Annotated in this window: 21 protein-coding genes and 1 pseudogene; 11 read left to right on the forward strand and 11 right to left on the reverse strand. The window is 72.3% G+C overall.

Annotated features, from left to right (window positions below; all coding sequences use genetic code 11):
• From K6U06_RS00265 to K6U06_RS00275, 3 genes are all read right to left on the reverse strand, one after another.
• The gene (locus K6U06_RS00265) at window positions 1–252 is read right to left on the reverse strand and encodes a monovalent cation/H+ antiporter complex subunit F (protein WP_262319876.1); all 252 of its coding nucleotides are present in this window, start codon (window positions 250–252) and stop codon (window positions 1–3) included.
• Entirely contained in the window at window positions 249–755 is a 507-nt protein-coding gene (locus K6U06_RS00270; protein WP_262319877.1) for a Na+/H+ antiporter subunit E, read from the reverse strand. Before K6U06_RS00270 ends, K6U06_RS00265 begins: the two co-directional genes overlap by 4 nt.
• Window positions 756–829: 74 nt before the next feature.
• Window positions 830–2,062, reverse strand: a complete 1,233-nt coding sequence (locus tag K6U06_RS00275; protein WP_262319878.1) for an EAL domain-containing protein — start codon at window positions 2,060–2,062, stop codon at window positions 830–832.
• 157 nt (window positions 2,063–2,219) lie between these two features.
• On the opposite strand from K6U06_RS00275, the gene K6U06_RS00280 reads away from it, so the two are divergent.
• Window positions 2,220–2,573, forward strand: coding sequence for a hypothetical protein (locus K6U06_RS00280; RefSeq protein WP_262319879.1), 354 nt, complete (start codon window positions 2,220–2,222; stop codon window positions 2,571–2,573).
• Here K6U06_RS00280 and K6U06_RS00285 read toward each other — a convergent pair.
• The 3 genes from K6U06_RS00285 to K6U06_RS00295 are packed head-to-tail and all read right to left on the reverse strand — an operon-like array spanning window position 2,570 to window position 3,771.
• Window positions 2,570–3,199 carry a VOC family protein gene (locus K6U06_RS00285; protein WP_262319880.1) on the reverse strand — a complete coding sequence of 210 codons (630 nt, stop codon included), beginning with the start codon at window positions 3,197–3,199 and terminating at the stop codon, window positions 2,570–2,572. The two genes, K6U06_RS00280 and K6U06_RS00285, sit on opposite strands and share 4 nt — an antisense overlap.
• A 42-nt stretch (window positions 3,200–3,241) precedes the next feature.
• Complete coding sequence (locus K6U06_RS00290; protein ID WP_262319881.1) at window positions 3,242–3,409, reverse strand: hypothetical protein; 168 nt, start codon at window positions 3,407–3,409, stop codon at window positions 3,242–3,244.
• Window positions 3,410–3,414: 5 nt separating this feature from the next.
• Window positions 3,415–3,771, reverse strand: a complete 357-nt coding sequence (locus K6U06_RS00295; RefSeq protein WP_262319882.1) for a PRC-barrel domain-containing protein — start codon at window positions 3,769–3,771, stop codon at window positions 3,415–3,417.
• Between the two features lie 159 nt (window positions 3,772–3,930).
• Between K6U06_RS00295 and msrA the strand changes: the two genes are divergently transcribed.
• Genes msrA through K6U06_RS00310 form a run of 3 tightly spaced genes read left to right on the forward strand, consistent with a single transcriptional unit; the run spans window position 3,931 to window position 7,299 of the window.
• Window positions 3,931–4,446, forward strand: a complete 516-nt coding sequence (gene msrA / locus K6U06_RS00300; protein WP_262319883.1) for a peptide-methionine (S)-S-oxide reductase MsrA — start codon at window positions 3,931–3,933, stop codon at window positions 4,444–4,446.
• Window positions 4,443–6,350, forward strand: a complete 1,908-nt coding sequence (locus K6U06_RS00305) for a S9 family peptidase (protein ID WP_262319884.1) — start codon at window positions 4,443–4,445, stop codon at window positions 6,348–6,350. Before msrA ends, K6U06_RS00305 begins: the two co-directional genes overlap by 4 nt.
• 52 nt (window positions 6,351–6,402) lie before the next feature.
• Window positions 6,403–7,299: an SMP-30/gluconolactonase/LRE family protein gene (locus K6U06_RS00310; RefSeq protein WP_262319885.1), complete on the forward strand. Its 897-nt coding sequence runs from the start codon at window positions 6,403–6,405 to the stop codon at window positions 7,297–7,299.
• 6 nt (window positions 7,300–7,305) lie between these two features.
• Here the strand turns inward: K6U06_RS00310 and K6U06_RS00315 are convergent, their stop codons facing one another.
• Together K6U06_RS00315 and K6U06_RS00320 are read right to left on the reverse strand one after the other, a co-directional pair.
• Window positions 7,306–8,121, reverse strand: coding sequence for a maleylpyruvate isomerase family mycothiol-dependent enzyme (locus K6U06_RS00315; RefSeq protein WP_262319886.1), 816 nt, complete (start codon window positions 8,119–8,121; stop codon window positions 7,306–7,308).
• Window positions 8,118–8,783, reverse strand: a complete 666-nt coding sequence (locus K6U06_RS00320) for a DsbA family protein (protein ID WP_262319887.1) — start codon at window positions 8,781–8,783, stop codon at window positions 8,118–8,120. The genes K6U06_RS00315 and K6U06_RS00320 overlap by 4 nt, the downstream gene beginning before the upstream one ends.
• 30 nt (window positions 8,784–8,813) lie before the next feature.
• Between K6U06_RS00320 and K6U06_RS00325 the strand changes: the two genes are divergently transcribed.
• Window positions 8,814–9,203 (forward strand): VOC family protein, encoded by a 390-nt coding sequence (locus K6U06_RS00325; RefSeq protein WP_262319888.1) that lies wholly within the window; start codon window positions 8,814–8,816, stop codon window positions 9,201–9,203.
• A gap of 37 nt (window positions 9,204–9,240) precedes the next feature.
• On the opposite strand, the gene K6U06_RS00330 is transcribed toward K6U06_RS00325, so the two are convergent.
• Both K6U06_RS00330 and K6U06_RS00335 read right to left on the reverse strand, forming a co-directional pair.
• Window positions 9,241–9,915 (reverse strand): hypothetical protein, encoded by a 675-nt coding sequence (locus K6U06_RS00330; RefSeq protein WP_262319889.1) that lies wholly within the window; start codon window positions 9,913–9,915, stop codon window positions 9,241–9,243.
• A 203-nt stretch (window positions 9,916–10,118) separates the two neighbouring features.
• Window positions 10,119–10,448, reverse strand: coding sequence for a DUF427 domain-containing protein (locus K6U06_RS00335; RefSeq protein ID WP_262319890.1), 330 nt, complete (start codon window positions 10,446–10,448; stop codon window positions 10,119–10,121).
• Between the two features lie 111 nt (window positions 10,449–10,559).
• Here K6U06_RS00335 and K6U06_RS00340 point away from each other — a divergent pair, with 111 nt between their 5' ends.
• The 6 genes and pseudogenes from K6U06_RS00340 (at window position 10,560) to K6U06_RS00360 (ending at window position 19,540) form a co-directional block, all read left to right on the forward strand.
• Window positions 10,560–11,993, forward strand: a complete 1,434-nt coding sequence (locus K6U06_RS00340) for a TldD/PmbA family protein (protein ID WP_262319891.1) — start codon at window positions 10,560–10,562, stop codon at window positions 11,991–11,993.
• Between the two features lie 22 nt (window positions 11,994–12,015).
• A pseudogene (locus K6U06_RS24570) lies at window positions 12,016–12,250 on the forward strand (VOC family protein).
• A 149-nt stretch (window positions 12,251–12,399) separates the two neighbouring features.
• Window positions 12,400–13,572, forward strand: a complete 1,173-nt coding sequence (locus K6U06_RS00345) for an HNH endonuclease signature motif containing protein (RefSeq protein WP_262319892.1) — start codon at window positions 12,400–12,402, stop codon at window positions 13,570–13,572.
• Window positions 13,573–13,588: 16 nt separating this feature from the next.
• The gene (locus K6U06_RS00350) at window positions 13,589–17,005 is read left to right on the forward strand and encodes a DEAD/DEAH box helicase (protein WP_262319893.1); all 3,417 of its coding nucleotides are present in this window, start codon (window positions 13,589–13,591) and stop codon (window positions 17,003–17,005) included.
• A 33-nt stretch (window positions 17,006–17,038) separates the two neighbouring features.
• Entirely contained in the window at window positions 17,039–18,391 is a 1,353-nt protein-coding gene (locus K6U06_RS00355) for a TldD/PmbA family protein (RefSeq protein ID WP_262319894.1), read from the forward strand.
• A gap of 27 nt (window positions 18,392–18,418) precedes the next feature.
• Window positions 18,419–19,540 (forward strand): glycosyltransferase family 4 protein, encoded by a 1,122-nt coding sequence (locus K6U06_RS00360; RefSeq protein WP_262319895.1) that lies wholly within the window; start codon window positions 18,419–18,421, stop codon window positions 19,538–19,540.
• On the opposite strand, the gene K6U06_RS00365 is transcribed toward K6U06_RS00360, so the two are convergent.
• The gene (locus K6U06_RS00365; protein WP_262319896.1) at window positions 19,518–20,489 is read right to left on the reverse strand and encodes a magnesium transporter CorA family protein; all 972 of its coding nucleotides are present in this window, start codon (window positions 20,487–20,489) and stop codon (window positions 19,518–19,520) included. The genes K6U06_RS00360 and K6U06_RS00365 overlap by 23 nt on opposite strands.
• Window positions 20,490–20,493 lie beyond the last annotated feature (4 nt).

Consider the following 20,493-nt stretch of genomic DNA (forward strand, 5'->3'; position numbering starts at 1 on the left):
CTAAACCCACCGCTCGAGGAACCGGGCGAAGAGCAGGGTCCCGGCGCTCGACATGACGGCCAGCACCGCGCCGAGCGACGCCAGCGCCGGCTCGGCGAACCCGACGGCGAGGGACAGCAGCACCAGCGCCTGGACCGTCCCGGCCATCCCGAGCGCGACGAGGCGGTCCTCCGGGCTGCCGCGCCAGCACACCCAGGCGCACGGGCCGAGCGCCCCCATGAGGACCAGCGCGGCGACGAGGAAAGCGGTCACCCGTCGCCTCCCCTGGTGACGAAGTCGTGGACGGCAGCCGTGCCGGTCTCCGCGTCGATGTCGACCACCACCGTGGCGGGGGTGAACGAGAGCAGCGCGGCCTCCACCGCGCTGCGCCGAGACGAGCGCCACCCGCCGCCCCCGGCGTCGGTCGGTACCGTCCGGTAGCCGCCCGGCTCGCCTCGCCCGCGGGCCCGCCGCCACGTGGCGCGGTACACCGCGACGGTCTGGGCGACCAGCTGCGGGCCGAGCAGGACCAGCCGGCGAAGATCGCCGGCCCGCAGCTGCGGGACCGCCCGCCCCCGCGCCGCGACCAGCCACCCGAAGAGCGCGCCGGCGCCGGAGACGCACAGCCCGGCCAGGTTGTCCTGGAGGTCGGCCTGCCCGACCAGGGCGATCCAGACGCCGAACATCAACCCGCCCGACACCAACGTGACCGCGACCAGGTACGCGACCCGAGGCCGTTCGTCGCGGTCGCCGCCCGCCGGGGCTTCGTGCGCCATGCCCCGAACGTATCTACAGGCTCCGCCGGGGTGGGGGATGCGCCGGCCGGCGGGGGAGCCGGCCGGCGCCGGCCTCAGGGCGAGTCGCTGGCCACGACCCGCTGCAGCAGGCTGCGGGCCGCGGCCATGACCGTGTCGTGGTCGTGGGTCACTGCGTACGCGAATCGACGGTGAAGGTCAGGGCCGGTGTCACCGAGATCCTGGGAGATCAACGCGCCGGCGTAGTGGTCGCCGACCACCACCACCGTCCACTCGTCACGGAGGGCGTCGTCGGGCTCGAGGTCGGCGCCGCGCACGCCTGGCGCGGGGGCGGCGGCCAGGCCGGCGCCGATCACCGCCACCAGCGGGCAGTGGGCCGCCAGACGCCGGTAGCGCACCTCGGTGAAGGGGGTGAAGTGCCTCGCCTCCTGGAAGGTCGACAGCACCACGGGCGGCGGGTCGAGGGCCAGGACCCGGTTCTCGAGGTGGTGGGAGATGGCCAGCAGGAGCCCCTTGGGGGCCACCCGCAGCGGGCGGTCCTCGACCAGCGAGAACGGCGTCGGCGCGGAAGGGGGCGGGGGCCCGGCAGCCGACAGCCCCGAACCGGCCACGACCGGGCGCCCCGACGGTCCCGCCGGCCGGCCCAGCAGCCATCCCTGCCCGAGGGAGGCGCCGAGGGCCAGCGCCTGCTCCCTGTGGGCCTCGGTCTCGATGCCTTCGGCCAGCACCACCGCCCCCGACCGCTCGGCCTGCGCGGCGACCGCAGTGAGGATGGCGGCCTGCTCCGGGCCGGGCCAACGCTGGATCAGCGACAGGTCGAGCTTGATGACGTCGGGCCGGACGAAGGGGAGCAGGGTGAGCGACTCCGGAGCCGCCCCGACGTCGTCGAGGGCGATCCCGCAGCCCGCGGCCCGCAGCTGACCGACGGTGCGCAGCAGCTCGGCGGGCCGGCGCAGCAACGCCCGCTCGGTGATCTCAGCCACCAGACGCAGCCGGCCGCCGGCGAGGGCCAGGATCTCGGCCGCGTCGCGGCTGGTGAGCGCCGAGGGCTCGATGTTGACAAACAGCGTCACCTCCGCGGCGAGCGTGTCGACCGCGCCGGTGATGGCGGCCGCCCGGCACGCCCGGTCCAGCTCGGCAACGCCACCGACCCGGGCCGCCCACTCGAACGCCTCGCTCGGATCGATGCCGAGGGCCGGCCAGCGGGCCAGCGCCTCGTAGCCGACCGTCTCGCCGCTCATCAGGTCGACGACGGGCTGGTAGGCCGGCGTGAGGTTGCGCCGGTCGAGCACGTCTTCGAACGAGATGGTGGAAAGCCCTGATGCCACTGTGATCCGCCTTCTGGGCGCGCCATGCCGCGCCGCCGCCGACAACTGTCCTGCCTCTCTGTCGGCCGGTACCGGTCCCTCCTTGAGCGGCCGGCGCTTCCGGAGCAATGCCGCCGGCGCGAGGGATGACGCCGCCGGGGGTGGGTACCTCTCGACCATGCCCGACTACAAGGTCAACGACGCCGCCGTGAAGAAGGCCCGGCAGCTCATCGCCGACGGGAAGGTCGACACCGACACGTCGTGGTCTGACGACTCGCCCTCCACCGACGAGCAGAACGCGATGGTGGACCAGCACGGCTACGACGCCTTCGGCGAGTGGCACCTGGCGATCGACCCCGACGCAGGGGAGGAGACCAAGAGCCGGTACCGGTTTCCCTACGGCGACTTCACCAACGTCAGCCGGGCCGGGGTGATCCACGCCAAGCAGCGAGCCTCCCAGAACGGCCACCGCCAGGTGGCCGAGGCCGCCGCCGACCTGCTCCGGCGGATCGACGACCGCGGCGGCGCCTAACCCGAGGTGGCCGACATGAAGGCGATGGCCACCGTGGAGCCGGCGCCGGGGTCGAGGGTGGCGATGCGCCGGCCGGCCTGCACCGCGTCCTTCGCCGGTCGCAGCGCCGAGCCGAGGTAGCGGCCGGTCGCGTCCAGGTCGGAGACGGTGAACGCCAGACCGTAGAAGCCGGCGGGCCCGGGTCGGGAGTCGCGCAACGCCCCGACCACCTCGATCACGATGTCGCCGAGCTTGAAGAACGCCTGGGCTCGGGGACGCTCAGCGGGACCTAGCTCCCGGATGCGCCGCAGGGCGACGCCTGCCGCCTCGAACGCTTGGACCGTGCGGTCGAGGTCCGGTGTGCTCACCACGACGTGGTCCAGGGCGATCACCCCGTTGGGGTGAGCCGGCAGCGACCCGCCGGGCCCGCCGGGCGGCGCTGCCCCGCCCGGGTCGGGATCCTCCCCGACCGGCAGCTCGATGAGGTCCGGGGCGCCGTCGATCGTCCAACCGGTGATCCCGGCGCCCGACCCCCCGAGCCTGATGGCCGCGTCGCTGACCCAGCACACCCCGCCGGCGACGGCGAAGCCCATCGCCTCCCACACGTCGGGCCGGTCGGCGACATCGAGGGAACGCAGCGTCGCCACGGCGCGCAGCCTACCGGCGCGGTCGCGACGCCCGCCGGGTGCTCAGCGGGTCGTCTTGCGCCGCCGGCCCCGCAGCCGAGCGCCGAGAAAGATGAAGTCCAGCAGGAACACCACGATCCCGATGAACAGCAAGAACAGCAGCCCCTTGACGACGACGCCGATCAGGCCCAAGGCGATGGCGACGATGACGATGAGAAGAAAGAGAGCCATGATCGTCAGCGCCGGGCCAGCCGGCGCTCGCCGCTGGCGCCCGGTGCGTAGTCGAGGGCGTAGTGCTCGAACACCTCCGGCTCGTCGGTGGCGGCCAGCTCCCCGTCGGTGTCGATGCTGAAAGCGTCTTTGACCAGCTTCTTCGGGTAGCGGACCCGGACGTGACCGGGCGCCACCGTCGCCCCGAGGAGCGGGACGAACGTCAGGCGGTGCCGGCCGGGGAACCCGACCCGGACGGTGGCGAACGCCGGCTCGTCGGTCGCGGTGTCGACGTAGACGGCCTCCAGCTCGCCGATCTTGTCGCCGTCTTGATCGACCACGTCGTGGGAACGCCAGTCTCTGATGTCATCGGCGGGGAACATGCGACCTCCTGGAAGCGTGCCGTTGCTGTACCCGCATACGCAACGACGTACTCCGGGCACCCCCGACGCGAACACCGTCGCGAGGAACATCGTCGCGAGGAACACCCTGGCGCGGATCCGTGTTCACTGGTGGCAGACAAGACACGAGGAGGTCAGCACGTGACAACCGAGCGAGCAATCCTGGCCGGCGGCTGCTTTTGGGGGGCTCAGGACCTGCTGCGCAAGCGGCCGGGCGTGATCTCCACCCAGGTCGGCTACTCCGGAGGCGACACCCCCAACGCGACGTACCGCAACCACGGCGACCACGCCGAGGCGGTCGAGATCATCTTCGACCCTGAGGTCATCTCCTACCGGGATCTGCTGGAGTTTTTCTTCCAGATCCACGACCCGACGACCAAGAACCGCCAGGGCAACGACGTCGGCCGCAGCTACCGCTCGGCCATCTACTACACCACCGACGATCAGAAGGCCGTCGCCCTCGACACCATCGCCGACGTCGACGCGTCGGGGCTGTGGCCGGGGAAGGTCGTGACCGAGGTCGAGGCGGCCGGCGACTTCTGGCGGGCCGAGGAGGACCACCAGGACTACCTGCAGAAGTACCCGCACGGCTACACCTGCCATTTCGTCCGCCCGGACTGGAAGCTCCCGCACCGCCAGGCGCCCGCCGCGTCGTGATCGCCGCCCCGTACGGCACCTGGCCGTCGCCGATCACCCCGGCGCTGCTCACCGAGCGAGCCGTCGGGCTCAGCCAGGTGGGCGTTCTCGGCGACCGGGTGGTGTGGAACGAGGCCCGCCCGAGCGAGGCCGGCCGCCAGGTCCTCGTCGCCGCCCGGCCAGGGGAGCCAGGCGAGGACCTGACCCCGGCTGGGTTCTCGGCGCGCACCCAGGTGCACGAGTACGGCGGCCGCTGCTGGACCGTTGCCGGCGACGCGGTGGTGGCGTCCAACTGGGACGACCAGCGGCTGTGGCGCTTCGCTCCCGGCGCGCCCCCCGAACCGCTGACCGAGGAGCCGCCCCAGCCCCGGGCGTTCCGCTACGCCGACCCGGTCGCCACCCCCGACGGACGCTGGGTCATCGCGGTACGGGAACGCCACCACGACGGAGCGGTCGACAACGACTTGGTAGCCGTCGCCCTCGACCGGCCCGCCACGGTGGTCGTGCTGGCCGACGGCCACGACTTCTTCTCGGCGCCGGCGCTGTCCCCCGACGGCCGGCGCCTGGCCTGGCTGAGCTGGGATCACCCCAACATGCCCTGGGACGACACCGAGCTTTGGGCCGCCGACCTCGACGCCGACGCCCACCTCTCCGCGCCGCGACGCGTCGCCGGCTCCGCCGGAGAGTCTGTGCAGCAGCCGCGCTGGTCGGGGTCGGGGGTGCTGCACTGGGTTTCGGACCGCTCCGGCTGGTGGAACCTCTACGCCGACGGGGCGCCGCTGTGCCCGGCGGACGCGGAGTTCGGCGAGCCCGGGTGGGTGTTCGGCACCTCCACCTACACCTTCACCAGCGACGGGCGCCTCATCGCGGCGTGGTCGGGTCCCGACGGTTCGGGGATCGGCGAGGTCCGGGACGGGAAAGTCGACGCATGGGACCTGCCCTACGCCGGCTACTCCGATCTGCGAGCGTTCGGCGACGGCGTCGTCTGCCTGGCCGCGTCCCCGACCTCACCCCCGGCGGTGATCCGGATTGACCGGGCCGGACGCCACCAAGTGCTGCGCGCCAGCCGCGTCGTCGACGTCGACCCCGCGTTCTTGTCCCGGCCCGAACGGCTCACTTTCCCCACCTCCGGCGGGGAGCGGGCCTGGGCGCTGGTGTACCGGCCTGCCAGCGCGACCCATGAGGGCCCGCCCGCCGAGCGCCCGCCCCTGGTGGTGATGTCCCACGGCGGCCCGACCTCGGCGGCCAGCTCGTCGCTCAACCTGGGCGTCCAGTACTGGACCAGCCGAGGCTTCGCGGTCGCCGACGTCGACTACCGGGGCAGCACCGGCTACGGCCGGGAGTACCGCAACCGCCTCCGCGGCGACTGGGGGGTGTGCGACGTCGAGGACTGCGCGGCTGTAGCCCGGTGGCTGGGAGAGCAGGGGAGCGTCGACCCGGCCCGCTGCGTGATCCGCGGTGGCAGCGCAGGGGGTTTCACCACCCTCGCCGCGTTGGCGTTCAGCGACGTGTTCGCCGCCGGCGCCAGCCTCTACGGCGTGGCCGACCTGGCCGCGCTGGCCCGCGACACCCACAAGTTCGAGTCCCGTTACCTGGACCGGATGGTCGGTCCGTGGCCGGAGGCGGAGGCCGTCTACCGGGCTCGTTCTCCGATCCACCACGTCGAGGGCTTCGACCGGCCGCTGATCCTGTTCCAGGGGCTCGAGGACATGGTGGTCCCGCCCGCGCAGTCCGAGATTATCTACCACGCCTTGCGGGACAAGGGGATTCCCGTCGCTTACCTGGCCTTCGAAGGCGAGCAGCACGGTTTCCGGAAGGCCGAGACCATCCAGGCGGTCGCCGCCGCGGAGCTCAGCTTCTACGGGCGGGTCCTCGGATTCGAGCCGGTCGGCCGGGTCGACGTGGAGATCGACAACCTGCCCTGACCCGCCGGGGTACGGTGCAGCCGACACGTAGCCGGACCGGGGGAGGGTCGTCGTGACAGATGCAGCGCTGCGCACGGTTCTAGACCAGAGGAGCTTCCTGGAGTGCCCCCGATGGCACGAGGACCGGGTGTGGGCGGTGGACTTCTACACCCACCAGGTGCTCTCGGCGCGCGAGGACGGCAGCGACCTGCGCGTCGAAGCCGAGGTCCCCGAGCAGCCGTCCGGTCTCGGCTGGCTCCCCGACGGGCGGCTCCTCGTCGTGTCGATGCGCGACGCCACCCTCCGCCGGCGCGAGCCCGACGGCACCCTGGCCGTGCACGCCGACCTCCGCCCCTACGTCGGCGGCCATCCCAACGACATGGTCGTCGACGCGGCGGGCCGGGCGTATGTCGGCAACTTCGGCTTCGACCTCATGGCCAGCGCGGACCTCGAGCCGACGGTGCTCCTCCGGGTCGACCCCGACGGCGCGGTGAGCGTCGTGGCCGACGACCTGTGGTTCCCGAACGGGAGCGTCATCACCCCCGACGGGGTGCTGCTCGTCGACGAGACCTTCGGCAACCGGGTCACCGCGTTCGACATCGGACCCGACGGGACCCTCGGCAACCGGCGGACGTGGGCCCAGTTCGGGGAGCTGCCGACCACCCGGGCGGTCGCCGACGCGTTGGGGCAGCTCGTCGTCGCGCCCGACGGATGCGGGCTCGACGCCGAAGGGGCGATGTGGATCGCGGACGCAGCCCACGGGCGGGCCATCCGGGTGGTGGAGGGCGGCGCGATCGTCGACGAGGTCCGGGCCGGGACCGGAGTCTTCGCGTGCATGCTGGGCGGGAGCGACGGACGGACCCTGTTCCTGTGCGCGGCTCCCGACTTCGACGAGCACGCCCGCAGCACGCATAGAGAAGGCCAGCTCCTCGCCGCACAAGTGGACGTCCCCCACGGCGGCCTGCCGTGACCCCCCTCAGATGGTGAAGGCCAGCGACCCCGCCACCTTGGCCCCGAGCCCCTCGTCGCCGGTGTAGGAGACCGGGACGTCGCCGTCGCGGGCCCGGCCGCAGGCCAGGGCGACGAAATCGGTGCTGCCCAGGTGGATGGTCACGTCGGCGGGACGGTCCAGCTCGGCGACGACCCCGGCCCGCTCGTCGACCGCCACGTGGAGACGGCGGGGCGCGGCCCCGGTCAGGTCGAAGGTGATCCGGCTGCCGGCCGGCGCCTTCGCCTTCTTGCCGACGATGTAGCCCAAAGACCGCTCGATCTCGTCCAGTGACGCCTCGGCGGCCGGGCCGCTGGCGTGACCGGGCTGATCGACGGCGCGGCGGATGTCCTGCTCGTGGACCCAGCAGTCGAACACCCGGATCTGCATGAAGCGGCGGTAGGTGGCGTTGCCGACCGGGGTCCAACTCGGAGCGTCGAACTCCTCGGCTGTCATCGCGGTGAGCATCTCGAGCCGCTCGGCGGTGATCGCCCGCCACTCCTCGAGCATCTCCGCCGGGGACCGGTCGCGCCGGGAGTCCGCCCACGCCTCGTTGAGGGCGCCGATGTCGTTTTTCACGTGCTCGCCCCACGCCCGTCCGGGAGCCGACGGGGTGTCGCGCCCCGCCAGCATCGACTCGGTGCCGATCATGTGGGCGACGATGTCTTGCACGCTCCAGCCCGGCAGGTCGGTGGGGCGGGCCCACCCGGCCGGCTCGAGGCTGGCCAGCAGGGACGTCGTGGCCCCCCACGTGTCGCGGAACTGCTCGATCAGGTCGTCTCGGGTGTCGCCGGCGGTGGTCATGCGACGGGATTCTGCACGCTGCGCCAGTCGCGCGCCTGCAGGTACGGCGAGAAGAGACCCTCGATGTGCTCCCAGTCGGCCGGGGTCTTCGGCCGGCGCAGCTCGTAGAGGTGCGGGTACTCAGCCCACCCGGCGACCAGGTCCCACAGTCGGCCGGCGGCTTCGCCCGTCGGTGCCGGCGCCACCACCGGCCCGAACAGCGGGGTTGTCCCGTCGAGCACCATCGTCGGCACGCCGTAGCCGCCCAGGTCGACGACCCGCTGGTGGTCGGCGCGCACCTCGTCGTCGACGCTGCGGTCGCGGACGCTCTCCTCCACCGCGCCCACGTCCAGCCCGGCTTCTCGCATGACCGCTTCGAGGGTGTCGCGCTCTTGGACCCGCCGGCCCTCCACGTGCAGCGCCCGACCGGCGGCTTCGTAGAACCGGCCGACGTCGTCGTTGCCTCGTCGCCGGAGGACCGCCGCGACCCGCAGCATCGACCAGCCGTAGGACCACGGCCGCTCCCACGGGTGCTTCTTGCCTTCCTCCCGGTTGACCTCCTCGAGGGAGAACAGCCGCCAGGTCACGTGCAGGTCACGCTGCTTCTCGGCTTCCCTGATCCACACGCTGGTCTGGTACGCCCACGGGCACATCACGTCGAAGTAGAACTCCACCTCGGTCACGACTGAAACCGTAACCTCTAGGCTCGGGCCGTGACTGACAAGGGCATCGACATCGGCATCATCGTCCGCGACTCCGACGCCGCCCTGGCCTTCTACCGCGACACGTTGGGCTTGGAGCACGTGGCCGACGTCCGGTCGTTGACCGGCATGATGCACCGCCTCCAGTGGGGGACGTCGCTGGTCAAGCTGACCAGGCCCGACGAGCTGCCGGACGCGGCCAACCCGCCTGGCGGGCTGTACACCGCTTCGGGGATCCGGTACCTGACGCTGACGGTGCCCGACCTCGACGCCCTCGTGGCGCGCACCGAGGCGGCCGGCTACCCGACGGCGGTCCCCCGCAAGGAGGTCCGGCCCGGGGTGTTCATCGCTATCGTCGAGGACCCCGACGGCAACTGGGTCGAGTTCCTACAGGCGTCCTGACCGCCGGGTCAGGCTGGCGGGCGGTCAGGGTGGCGGCCTAGAGCCGGTTGACCACGGTGAACGACACCAGGAGCTGCCCGTCGTCCCCCATGAGCACGCACTCCAAGCCCTTCGGGAGCATGGCGATGAGATGGCGGTTGGGTTCGTTCAGGTCGTCCTCGTAGGGCGAGAACGCGCCGACGGCCGGAGGTCCGGGGATCACCGTGACGCTGTAGGTGACCGCGCCGGCGTCTTGGATGACCGTCGACTTGGCCAGCTTCTCCACCTGGTGCAGGTGCTCGGAGTTGGCCGTCTTGGAGATCGGAGCCAGGTTGCGCAGATCGTTGCCGGGGCCGCCGAGGTTGTCGTTTAGCAAGTGGCCCTGCACCATGTACTTCGTCCACCAAGGGTCCCCGGTCGGCCACCAGGACGGCTTCACGCTCGGAGAAGTGCCGTTGGGGGTGTGGTTCCAGTCGAGGATGTCCACCGCCATGCCGGTGGCGTAGCCGCTCACCGGGTCGATCGGGCTGAACTCCGACTGCCCGTAGAGCGGGGTGCCCCCGCGCGACTGGAGCTGGCCGACCACCGAGAAGTCAGGCTTTTTGCCCTTCTTACCGGAGATCACCGCCACCATCGCCCGCGAGCTGGGCGCCTTGGCCTTCTTCTTGGTCACGCCCTTCGAGGCGGTCTTCTTCTTCGTGGTAGCCGCGGGGTTCGACTTGGCCCGCTGCACGAGCAGACCGGCCGGCGGGCCCTGGCCCTCGGCGAGCAGCCGGTTGGCGACCCGGTTACCGGCGAGGCGCTGGAGCTGGAGCAGGGGCGCGGCACCTTCCCAGGGGCGACGCGCCGCGACCTCCGCTTTCCCCGCCGGGGTGGTCGACGGACTTGCGCTCTGACGCTGTTCGTGAGTCGCGATGCGCCGGAGCGTACCTGTCCTCAGCCTCGGCCGGGCGGGCGAATCTCCACGGTGTCGGGGTTGGTGCCCGACACTTCCACGCCCTTCCAGAACGCGACGTAGTCCTTGATCGGGGCCGCCGCCTCGAACGGCTCGGGGTAGTACCACGCGGCGTCGGGGTTGGTGTCACCGCCGGCGACGACGCTGTAGTAGCTGGCGTCTCCCTTCCAGGGGCAGTGGGTGTGGGTGTCGCTCGGCTTGAGGACCCCCTCGGCGACGTCCGACGCCGGGAAGTACTGGTTGCCCTCCACCAGGATCGTGTGGTCGCTCTCGGCCAGGGTGGCGCCGTTCCATGTGGCCCGTACTGTCATGCCCAGTACAACGCCGGGCCGGACCGGCCATTCCCTCGGGCCGGCCATTCCCTCGAGGCCGCCATCTCACGGCGGCCATTCCGGTGGTGCCGCTGTAGCGTCGGCTCCGTGATGGAGTATGCGGTGGCAGGGGTCGAAGGGGCGTTGGCGGCCGGAGCCCGGTACGCCGACGCCCGGGTGATGATCCGCCGGAGCGAGTCGATGTCGGCGCAGAACGGCCACATCGAAGGCCTCGACCAGCGCGAGCAGGCCGGTGTCGGCGTCCGGGCCCTGATCGGCTCGTCGTGGGGGTTCTTCGCCACTGCCGAGCTGACCGCCGCCGCGGCCCGGGCGGCGGGGACCGTCGCCGCGGAGACGGCGAAGGCGTCGGCTCTGGTGCCGGGCCCCCCTCTGGAGCTGGCACCGGTAGAGGCGGTGCAGGCCCACTGGGAGAGTGTGTGCGTGGAGGACCCGCTGTCGGTGCCGCTGTCGGAGAAGGGCGACCTGCTCGTGACCGTGACCGCAGTCGGCCGCCACGCCGGCGCGCAGCTGGCCCAGGCCCACTACGAGGTGTGGGACACCGAGAAGTGGTTCGCCTCCAGCGAGGGGGCCCGCATCTCGCAGCGCATCCGCGAGTGCGGCACCGGGATGTCGGTCACCGCGATCGGTGACGGGGAGACCCAACGCCGCTCCTACCCGGGCATCCGGGGACAGGTCGGGACGCGGGGATGGGAGCTGATCCGGGAGATCGACCTGGTGGGAAACGCGGCGCGCATCGGCGAGGAAGCCGTCGCGCTGCTCTCCGCTCCGGTGTGCCCGGAGGTCACCACCGACCTCATCCTCGGTTCCGAGCAGATGGCTCTGCAGATCCACGAGTCGGTCGGCCACGCCACCGAGCTGGACCGGATCCTCGGCTGGGAAGCCGCCTTCGCCGGGACGTCATGGCTAGACCTGGCCCAGATGGGCTCGCTGCGGTTCGGCTCGGAGCTGATGAATATCACCGCCGACGCCACCATCCCCGGCGCCCTCGGTTCCTTCGGCTACGACGACGAGGGCACTCCGGCCCGAAGCGTTGACATCGTCAAGGACGGCATCTGGGTGGGCGTCCTCTCCGGGCGGGACTCCGCCGCGCTGGCCGGGATCCCCTGCGGCGGGATGGTGCGCGCCGACGGCCACGACCGGATCCCGATGGTGCGCATGACCAACATCGGCCTGCTGCCCGGCCCCCACTCGCTCGAGCAGATGATCGCGGAGACCGCCGACGGGGTGATGATGGACACCAACCGTTCGTGGTCGATCGACGACCGGCGCCTCAACTTCCAGTTCGGCTGCGAGATCGGCTGGGAGATCAAGGACGGCCGCCGGGGACGCATGCTGCGCAACCCGACCTACACCGGTATCAGCCCGCAGTTCTGGGGGTCGATGGACATGGTCGGCGGCCCCTCCGAGCTGGTCGCCTGGGGAACGCCCAACTGCGGGAAGGGCCAACCCATGCAGGTAGGCCACACCGGCCATCCGGCGGTACCTTGCCGGTTCCGGGGTGTGCGCGTCGGCGTGCGCGGCTAGGCCGAGCTGGCATCATGGGGTCGTGGCCCGGGGGCTCCAGCTCACCTTCGACTGCACCGACCCGCACCGCCTCGCCGGCTGGTGGGCGGCGCTGCTCGGCGGGAAGGTCGAGGACAACCATTCGAATCGACGGCGGCTGTTCTTCGCCGGAGCGGGTGGTCGAGGCCGGCGGGACCTTCGTCAGGTTCGCCAGCCATCCCGGTCACCGCTGGGCGGTCATGCAGGACCCCGAAGGCAACGAGTTCTGTCTGCACTAGGCGGACCGCCAGTTTTCATGTGAAAACTGGCGGGGTCGGCGTCGCCGCCGGTGCCGGTGCCGGTCGGACTGTCACAGGGGGATCATAGAATTGGGGAAGTGATCGGCCCCGGCGGGCCCTTGCATCCGAACGGTGTGGAGGGTCGCGGGATGGTCGAGGTGGTGGGATCGGGGGAGTGGCTGGTCGAGGGCCGCCGCCGGCTGGATGTGGGCGAGGCGGCATGGCTGTCGGGGCTGGCGGTGTTCGACCGCGAGGAGGGCTGGGCGCTCGACGGGTACGCCTCCTGCCCGGATTGGCTGGTGGCCCGGGCCGGGATGGGTCGGAGCGTCGCCTACGAGAAGTGCCGGGTGGCGCGGGAGCTGGCCCGTCGCCCGGTGCTGGCGGCGGCGTTCGAGGAGGGGAGTGTGTCGTATTGCGCGGTGCGGGCGATGACTAGGGCGGAAGGTACCAGCACGGAGGTGGACGAGGCGCTGGTGGACGTCGCGGTGGCGGGCACTGTGGCGGACGTCGAGGCGACGGTGAGGACCTACAAGCTGTACCAGTCGCAGGAGAAGCGCCCGGGGGCGGCACGCCGGCCGTCGCGGGGGCTGAAGATCCGGCCGCTGCCCGACGGGATGGCCCGCATCGAGATCGTCGTTTCGGAGGTGGAGGCGGCGGAGGTGGAGGCGGCGCTCAGGGCGATTACGGAGCGCCCCGGCGCCGACGGCGGTGAGACCGGTGAGACCCGTGAGACCGGTGAGGAGTTTTCACGTGAAGACTCGACGGCGGGGCACGAGGAGAGGCCGTCGTGGTTCGAGCTGCGGGCGGACGGGTTCATGGAACTGGTCCGCGGCGGCCTCGGGGATTGGGCCAGTGGCGCCGACCGTCACATGGTGCACCTAGTGGTGCGGGAAGGGGTCTGCCGGGTGTTGGGCGGCGCCCCTGTGGGGCCGGCGGAGACGGCCAGGATCATGTGCGACTGTTCGCATGTCACCCATGTGGAGTCGCCCGCCGGCGAGCCCCTAGCGCTGGGCCGAAGGCAGCGGGTGTGGAGCGTCGCGCAGCGCCGGGCGGTGACGGTGCGCGACTCCGGGAGGTGCCGGTGGCCCGGATGCGACCGGACCCGTGTCGACATCCACCATCTGCTCCCCTGGGACGACGGCGGGGTGACCGACGTCGGCAACGGTGTGGCGCTGTGCCCCCAGCGCCACACCTGCCTGCACTCGGGGTTCTACGCGACCGGCGACCCCAACGGGACCCTGGCGTTCCACCGGCGCTCCGGTCTGGCTATTGGCACCAGCACCGCCGGTATTGCCGGTAGGGTCCCGGCATGGCTGCCGTGAGGCGGAGAGCCGGCGGGTGATCAGGCACGCCGACGAGGAACGACTCCGACGCCTGGTCGGGGCGGCCACGATGGTCCGAGGGCTGCGCTACGCGGCGACGGGCCGGGTGACCCGCTGCGAGTGGGACGCATCTGGGCTGTCCGCGGTCGGGGAGGTGACCGGCACGTCGTCGTCGCCTTACAAGGTGTCGGTGCAGCTCACCCGCCGCAGCGACTCGACGCTGGCCGATGTCGAGGCCCGCTGCACCTGCCCGGTCGGGTTCAACTGCAAGCACGCAGTGGCGATCATGCTGGCGGACCTCCCCAAGCACGCCGCCGCCGACCGGCCCCCGGCCCCTTCCTCCCCGCCAGCCCCTTCCTTCCCGCCAGCCCTGCGCCTGCTCCCGCGCGACGCCAGCCCGGCGCCGGCGCGGGAGTCGGGGTGGGACGAGCCGCTCCGGGCGCTCCTCGCCTCCGACCGGGAGCCACCCGTCGGCCAAGACGCCGACGGGGAGGGCGCCGGCGAGCTGGCGATCCAGTTCGAGCTGGTCAGCGCCAGGCCGTCCTACGGGTACCGCCAGGCGGGGCGGGGGCCGGGCATCCGGCTCCGGCCGGTGGTGCGCAGCCACGCCGGCAACTGGGTGCGCACCGGGATCTCCTGGGGGCGCCTCGACTACTACGGTTACGCGGAGTTCCCCTCGCCGGCACGGGCCGCGCAGCTGGCGCTGCTGCGGGAACTGCGGGCCCTGCACCACGCCGTAGGCGGCGGCTCTCCCTGGGCGGGGGCCGGTGACGAGGTGGTGTGGCTGGAGTCGGTCAACAGCCGGCGGCTGTGGGACCTGCTGCGCCAGGCCGGCGAGGCCGGGATCCCGCTGCTGCGAGCCGGGCGCGACGCCGGCCCGGTCGACCTGCGCACCAGGGCCGTCGACGCGGTCCTCGACGTGACCGCCAGCGACGAGGACACGACCGGGCTGACGGTCCGACCGGTGCTGGTCGACGGCGACGCCATGGTCGACCCGGCGCGCAGCTTGCTGATCGGCGCGCCGGCCCACGGGGTGGTGTGGTGGGGCGCCGGCGGCGACGCCAACCGGACGCCGGAGCTGCATCTGGCGCCGCTGTCGCGCCCGGTGGCCCCGGAGGTGGCCGGCTTGTTGCACGCCGGCACCCTGCGGATACCGGCCCGGGACGTCGAGCGGTTCCGCGGCGAGCTGTACCCGCAGGTCCGCCGGTGGATACCGGTGCGCTCCAGCGACGGGTCGGTGGACCTGCCGGAGCCGGCGCCCGACGCCGTCCGTCTGCGGGTGCGCGCCGTGCCCGGCCCGACCCTCGACCTTATGTGGGCGCTGGTCGGGACGGGGGGCGCAGCGCGGGACCTGAGCGCCCAGCCCGACGAGGGCGCGGCCAGGACCCTCGACTCGCTCTCCGCGCTGGTGGCGGGCGGCCACCAGGAGCTGGTGGTGCAGGCGCCGGCCGGTCCCCGCCTGGCGCCCTCCGCCCGCCTGGTCGGGCTGGACGCGGCCCGCTTCGTGACGACCCTCCTGCCGGGCATCGAGGCGGTCGAAGGCGTGATCGTCGAACGGCTCGGCGAGATCCCCGACTTCCGGGAGGTCACCGAGGCTCCGGTGGTCCGCCTCGGCGGCGAGGCGTCGGGGCAGGGCGACTGGTTCGACCTGCAGGTGGAGGTCACCGTCGGCGGGGAAGAGGTCCCCTTCACCGCCCTGTTCTTGGCGCTGGCCGAGGGAGCAGCCCACCTGCTCCTGCCCTCCGGCGCCTACTTCGAGCTGGACCGCCCCGAGCTGCGGCGCCTGGCGGAGCTCATCGCCGAGGCCCGCGCCCTGCACGAGTCGCACGGGCCGCCCGGCTCGGCGATCAGGTTGAGCCGGTTCCAGGCCAGCCTGTGGGAGGACCTGCAGGAGCTGGGCGCCGCCGACGAGACCGCCCGGATCGGAGCGTGGGCCGAGGCGGTGGAGGCCCTCCGGGACTTCACCGACAGCGACGCGCGGAGCCGCCGGCGGCCCCTCCCCGCCGGGCTGCGCGCCACGCTGCGGCCGTACCAGGAGGACGGCTTCCAGTGGCTGGCGTCGCGCTACGAACACAACCTGGGCGGGATCCTGGCCGACGACATGGGGCTCGGCAAGACCCTCAGCGCCCTGGCCCTGGTGTGCCACAGCAGGGAGACCGGGCTGGCCGCCCGGACCGCCCCCGAGCCGGGCGTGCTGCAGCCGTGGCTGGTCGTCGCCCCGACCAGCGTGGTCGGCAACTGGGCGGCCGAAGCGGCCCGCTTCGCCCCCGACGTGCCGGTCGTCGCGGTCACCGAGACCACCCGCCGGCGGGGCGTGAGCCTGGCCGAGGTGGCCGCCGGCGCCGGCGTCGTGATCACCTCCTACGCCCTGTTCCGCCTGGACTACGACGAGTACGAGGGTGTGCCGTGGGCCGGGCTGGTGCTCGACGAGGCCCAGTTCGCCAAGAACCCGGCGTCGCACAGCAACCAGCGGGCCCGGCGGCTGCCGGTCCCGTTCAAGCTGGCCATGACCGGCACGCCGCTCGAGAACTCGCTGGCCGAGCTGTGGGCCCTCACCACCATCGTCGCCCCCGGGCTGTTCTCCCGCCAGGACCGCTTCGCCGAGACCTACCGCACGCCGATCGAGCGCCACGGCGACGGCGAGCGCCTCGACCAGCTGCGCCGCCGAATCCGCCCGATCATGCTGCGGCGGACCAAGGAGCAGGTCGCCGCCGACCTGCCCGACAAGCAAGAGCAGGTCCTCGAGCTGGACCTGCACCCCCGCCACGAGAAGCTGTACCAGACCTACCTGCAACGTGAACGCCAGAAGATCCTCGGCCTGCTCGGCGACGTCGACGGAAACCGCTTCGAGATCTTCCGCAGCCTCACCCTGCTGCGCCAGGCCGCCCTCGACGTGGCGCTGGTCGACGACAAGCACCGGGGGGTCCCCTCCACCAAGCTCGACGCGCTCGGCGAGATGCTCGGCGACATCGTCGCCGACGGCCACCGGGTGCTGGTGTTCAGCCAGTTCACCCGGTTCCTGACCGCGGCGCGCGTCCGGGTCGAGGAGGCCGGGATCGAGTGCTGCTACCTGGACGGCAAGACGACCAAGCGGACCAAGGTAATCGACCAGTTCCGCAACGGCGACGCGCCGGTGTTCTTGATCAGCCTCAAAGCCGGCGGGTTCGGGCTGAACCTGACCGAGGCCGACTACTGCGTCCTGCTCGACCCGTGGTGGAACCCGGCCACCGAGGCCCAAGCCGTGGACCGCACCCACCGCATCGGCCAGACCCGCAAGGTGATGGTCTACCGCCTGGTCGCCCGCAACACCATCGAGGAGAAGGTGATGGCCCTCAAGGCCCGCAAGGCCAAGCTGTTCGACAGCGTCGTCGGCGGCGGCGGGTTCGAGTCGGGGGCGCTGACCGCCGCCGACATCCGGGACCTGCTCGGCTGAGCTAGGCCGGCACGGGGCGTAACGTCGGCGGCGATGAGCACGGAACTGACGGAGCTGGACGCCATCGGGACGAAGGTGGTGGAAATGGTCGGCGGGCGGGCCGACGCGGTGGTGACCGTCACGTCCCGCCGGCAAGGACTGACCCGTTTCGCCAACTCCTTCATCCACCAAAACGTCGGCGACGAGCACGTCTCGGTGGACCTGCGGGTCACCGCCGGCGGGCGCAGCGCCGGGGCCTCAACCACCGGCGTGGACGACGCCGCCCTGCGCCGCCTGGTGGGATCCGCCCTCGACGCCGCAGCCGTGCAGCCGGTCGACGACGACTGGCCCGGACTGGCCCCGCCGTCACCGCTGCTGGTCGACGGCGCCCTCGACTTCGACCCGGCCACCGCCGCGGCCGGGCCCGGCGCCAGGGCCGACGTGGTCGACAACTTCGTGGCCGCCGGCGGAGGAGCCGAGACGGCAGGGTTTTGCGAGACCGCCGCCACCGACGCGGTGCTGGTCAACTCGGCGGGGCAGCGGGTGGCGTCCTCCGCGACCAGCGCCGCGATCGACGGGATCGTCCGCAGCCGGCGGGCCGACGGGGTGGGATCCACCTACTCGTCTCGGCTGGCCGACCTCGACGGCGCAGCGTGCGGGGCCGCGGCCGCGTCGACGGCGTTGACCGTCGGAGAGCCGGTGGACCTGGCGCCGGGCCGCTACGAGGTGGTCCTGTCGCCCCGCTGCGTCGCGTACATGCTCGATTTCTTCACCATCTACGGGTTCAACGCCCGCGCCGTGCAGGAGGGCCGGTCGTTCGCGTCGGTCGGCGAGGTGCAGCTCGACTCGCTCCTGTCGCTCTGGGACGACGCGACCGACCCCCGCCACGTCGGGCTCGGGTTCGACGCCGAGGGCACACCGAAACGGCGGCTCGACCTGGTGGAGTCAGGGAAGGTCGTCGGGCTGGCCCACGACCGGCGGACCGCGGCCAAAGACGGCGTCGCCAGCACCGGCCACGCCGTCCCCGGCGGCGCCGCGATCGGGGCGGTGGCCACCAACCTGTTCCTCGCCGGCGGCCGGGCCACCCCCGTCGAGGACATGGTGCGGTCGGTGCGGCGAGGGCTGCTGGTGAAGGACTTCTGGTACACCCGGGTCCTCGACCCGCGGACGCTGGTGGTGACCGGGCTGACCAGGAACGGCGTGTTCCTCATCGAGGACGGCGCGGTAGGACCGCCGGTCGCCAACCTGCGCTTCACCCAGTCGCCGGTCGCGGCGTTCGGTCCCGGGCAGGTGCTCGGCGTCGGCGACGACGCGGTGCTGGCCCCCGGAGGGCTGCACACTGCGTGGCACCACGCCCCGAGCCTCCACCTGGCGGCCTGGAACTTCACGGGAGGGGCGTCGGGCTGATGGCCGCGGCCAGCGGCGACCCGCCGGGTGGGTGAGGCGCAGTTGCGGATCGGCCTGGTCTGTCCCTACAGCCTGACTGTCGCCGGGGGGGTGCAGGGCCAGGTGCTCGGGCTGGCCCGGGCGCTGCGCCAGATCGGCGTGGAAGCGCGGGTGCTAGGACCTTCCGACGGGCCGCCACCGCACCCGTTCGTCACCCCTCTCGGCAACTCGCTGCGCCAGTCCGCCAACGGGTCGATCGCCCCGCTGGCCCCCGACATTCCCGCCACGCTGCGGACGATCACCGCGCTGCGAGACGAAGAGTTCGACGTGGTGCACCTCCACGAGCCGATCGTGCCCGGCCCGGCGCTCACCGCGTTGCTCTTCTGCGACCAGCCGCTGGTGGGGACCTTCCACCGGGCCGGGCTCGGCCGCTGGTACAGCGTGGCCCGGGTCTTCCGGCCCTTCACCACGGTCCGGCTCTCGGCCCGGGTGGCGGTGTCGGAGCAGGCGGCGCTGACCGCCAAAGCGGTGTTCGGCGACGACGGCTACCAGGTCCTCTGGAACGGGATCGACGTCGCCGCCGCCCAGGCCGCCGAACCCGAGCCGACGCGGGGTCCCACGGTGCTGTTCCTCGGACGCCACGAGGAGCGCAAAGGCCTGGACGTCTTGCTCGACGCGTTCGACCTCCTGCCCCCCGACGTGCGGCTGTGGGTCGCGGGGGAAGGCCCCGAGACCGCCCGGCTGGTCGCCAGGACCGAGGGGGTGGAGCGAATCGAGTGGCTGGGCACCATCGCCGAGGACGACAAGCGCCGCCGGCTGCGGGGGGCGGACGTCGTGTGCGCACCGTCCAAGGAAGGGGAGAGCTTCGGGGTGGTGCTGCTCGAGGCGCTGGCCGCGGGGACGCCGGTGGTCGCGAGCGACATCGACGGCTACCGCAACGTCATGCAAGGCGGCGTCGACGGCCTGCTGGTCCCGCCCGGCGACGCGCCGGCGCTGGCCGCCGGCCTGGCGCGGGCTTTGCAGGGCGGCCCGGCCGTGCAGCGGATGACCGACCACGGCCTCGAGCGGGCCCACCAGTTCTCCATGCCCCGGCTCGCCGAGCGCTACCTGTCGATCTACGAGGCGCTGGCCGGCTCGGGCCGGGCGATCACAGCCAGTCGCGGCGCTTGAACACGATGCCGAGCCCGACCACCGCCGCCGCCAGCAGCGCGCCCATCACGAACAGGCCGCTCGAGGACTGAAAGCCGGGGTAGGGCAGGTTCTGGCCGAAAAAGCCGGTGATCGCTGCCACCGCGCCGAAGATGGCGGCGTACGCGGTGAGCTTCTTCATGACCTCGTTCAGCCGGTTGGACTGGACCTGCAGGTTGCTGTCTTGGATGGTGGTCACCAGGTCCCGCAGCGACTCGGTCCACTCCGTCGCCCGCAAGACGTGGTCGTAGACGTCCTGGTAGTAGGGCATCATGTCCTCGTCGACGAAGCCCATGTCCCGGCGCATCAGCGTGTTGAGGACCTCCCGCATCGGCAGGCTGACCCGGCGCAGGTCGACCAGGGCCTTGCGCATCTGGAACGACCGCTTCTGCACGCTGAGCGGCTCGGGTCGTTCCTCGAACAGCCGGGCCTCGATCGCCTCCACCGCCTCGTCGAGCTCCTGGACGGTGGCGAAGTGACCGTCAACGACGTGGTCGAGCAGCCCGTGGAGGAGGAACCCGACGCCGTGCTTGGCCAGGTCCGGGTTGGCGTCCCACCGGTCCTCCACGTGCCCCATGTCGAAACCACCGGACTTGCGCACGGTGATCAGCCACGACTTGGACGCGAACACCGCCAGCTCGCTGGTGGCGAGGACTCCGCTGTCGCCGTCTAGGTGCACCGCGTACAGGCTCATGAAGATGTGGCTGCGGTAGCGGTCGACCTTCGGGCGCTGATGCTCGTGGGTGGCGTCCTCCACCGCCAGGCTGTTGAGACCGAACTCCTGCGCCAGGATCTGGATCCCCGCCTCGTCGGGCGACTCGAGGTCCAGCCACACGACCGTGTCGTCCTGGCAGATGTAGTCGCTGATCTCGGCGTCGGGGAAGTCCTCGGCCTCGAGGACGCCGTTGCGGTACAGCCGGTTGTGGTTCACCGGA

This window comes from Acidiferrimicrobium sp. IK (assembly GCF_025499425.1).
Taxonomy (GTDB): Bacteria; Actinomycetota; Acidimicrobiia; order Acidimicrobiales; family Palsa-688; genus Acidiferrimicrobium.

Coding starts and splice junctions, on each gene's coding strand:
- K6U06_RS00355 (WP_262319894.1), top strand. CDS start 17,039: ATGAGCACGGAACTGACGGAGCTGGACGCCATCGGGACGAAGGTGGTG.
- K6U06_RS00290 (WP_262319881.1), bottom strand. CDS start 3,409: ATGGCTCTCTTTCTTCTCATCGTCATCGTCGCCATCGCCTTGGGCCTG.
- K6U06_RS00280 (WP_262319879.1), top strand. CDS start 2,220: ATGCCCGACTACAAGGTCAACGACGCCGCCGTGAAGAAGGCCCGGCAG.
- K6U06_RS00295 (WP_262319882.1), bottom strand. CDS start 3,771: ATGTTCCCCGCCGATGACATCAGAGACTGGCGTTCCCACGACGTGGTC.
- K6U06_RS00270 (WP_262319877.1), bottom strand. CDS start 755: ATGGCGCACGAAGCCCCGGCGGGCGGCGACCGCGACGAACGGCCTCGG.
- K6U06_RS00315 (WP_262319886.1), bottom strand. CDS start 8,121: ATGACCACCGCCGGCGACACCCGAGACGACCTGATCGAGCAGTTCCGC.
- K6U06_RS00335 (WP_262319890.1), bottom strand. CDS start 10,448: ATGACAGTACGGGCCACATGGAACGGCGCCACCCTGGCCGAGAGCGAC.
- K6U06_RS00345 (WP_262319892.1), top strand. CDS start 12,400: ATGGTCGAGGTGGTGGGATCGGGGGAGTGGCTGGTCGAGGGCCGCCGC.
- K6U06_RS00340 (WP_262319891.1), top strand. CDS start 10,560: ATGGAGTATGCGGTGGCAGGGGTCGAAGGGGCGTTGGCGGCCGGAGCC.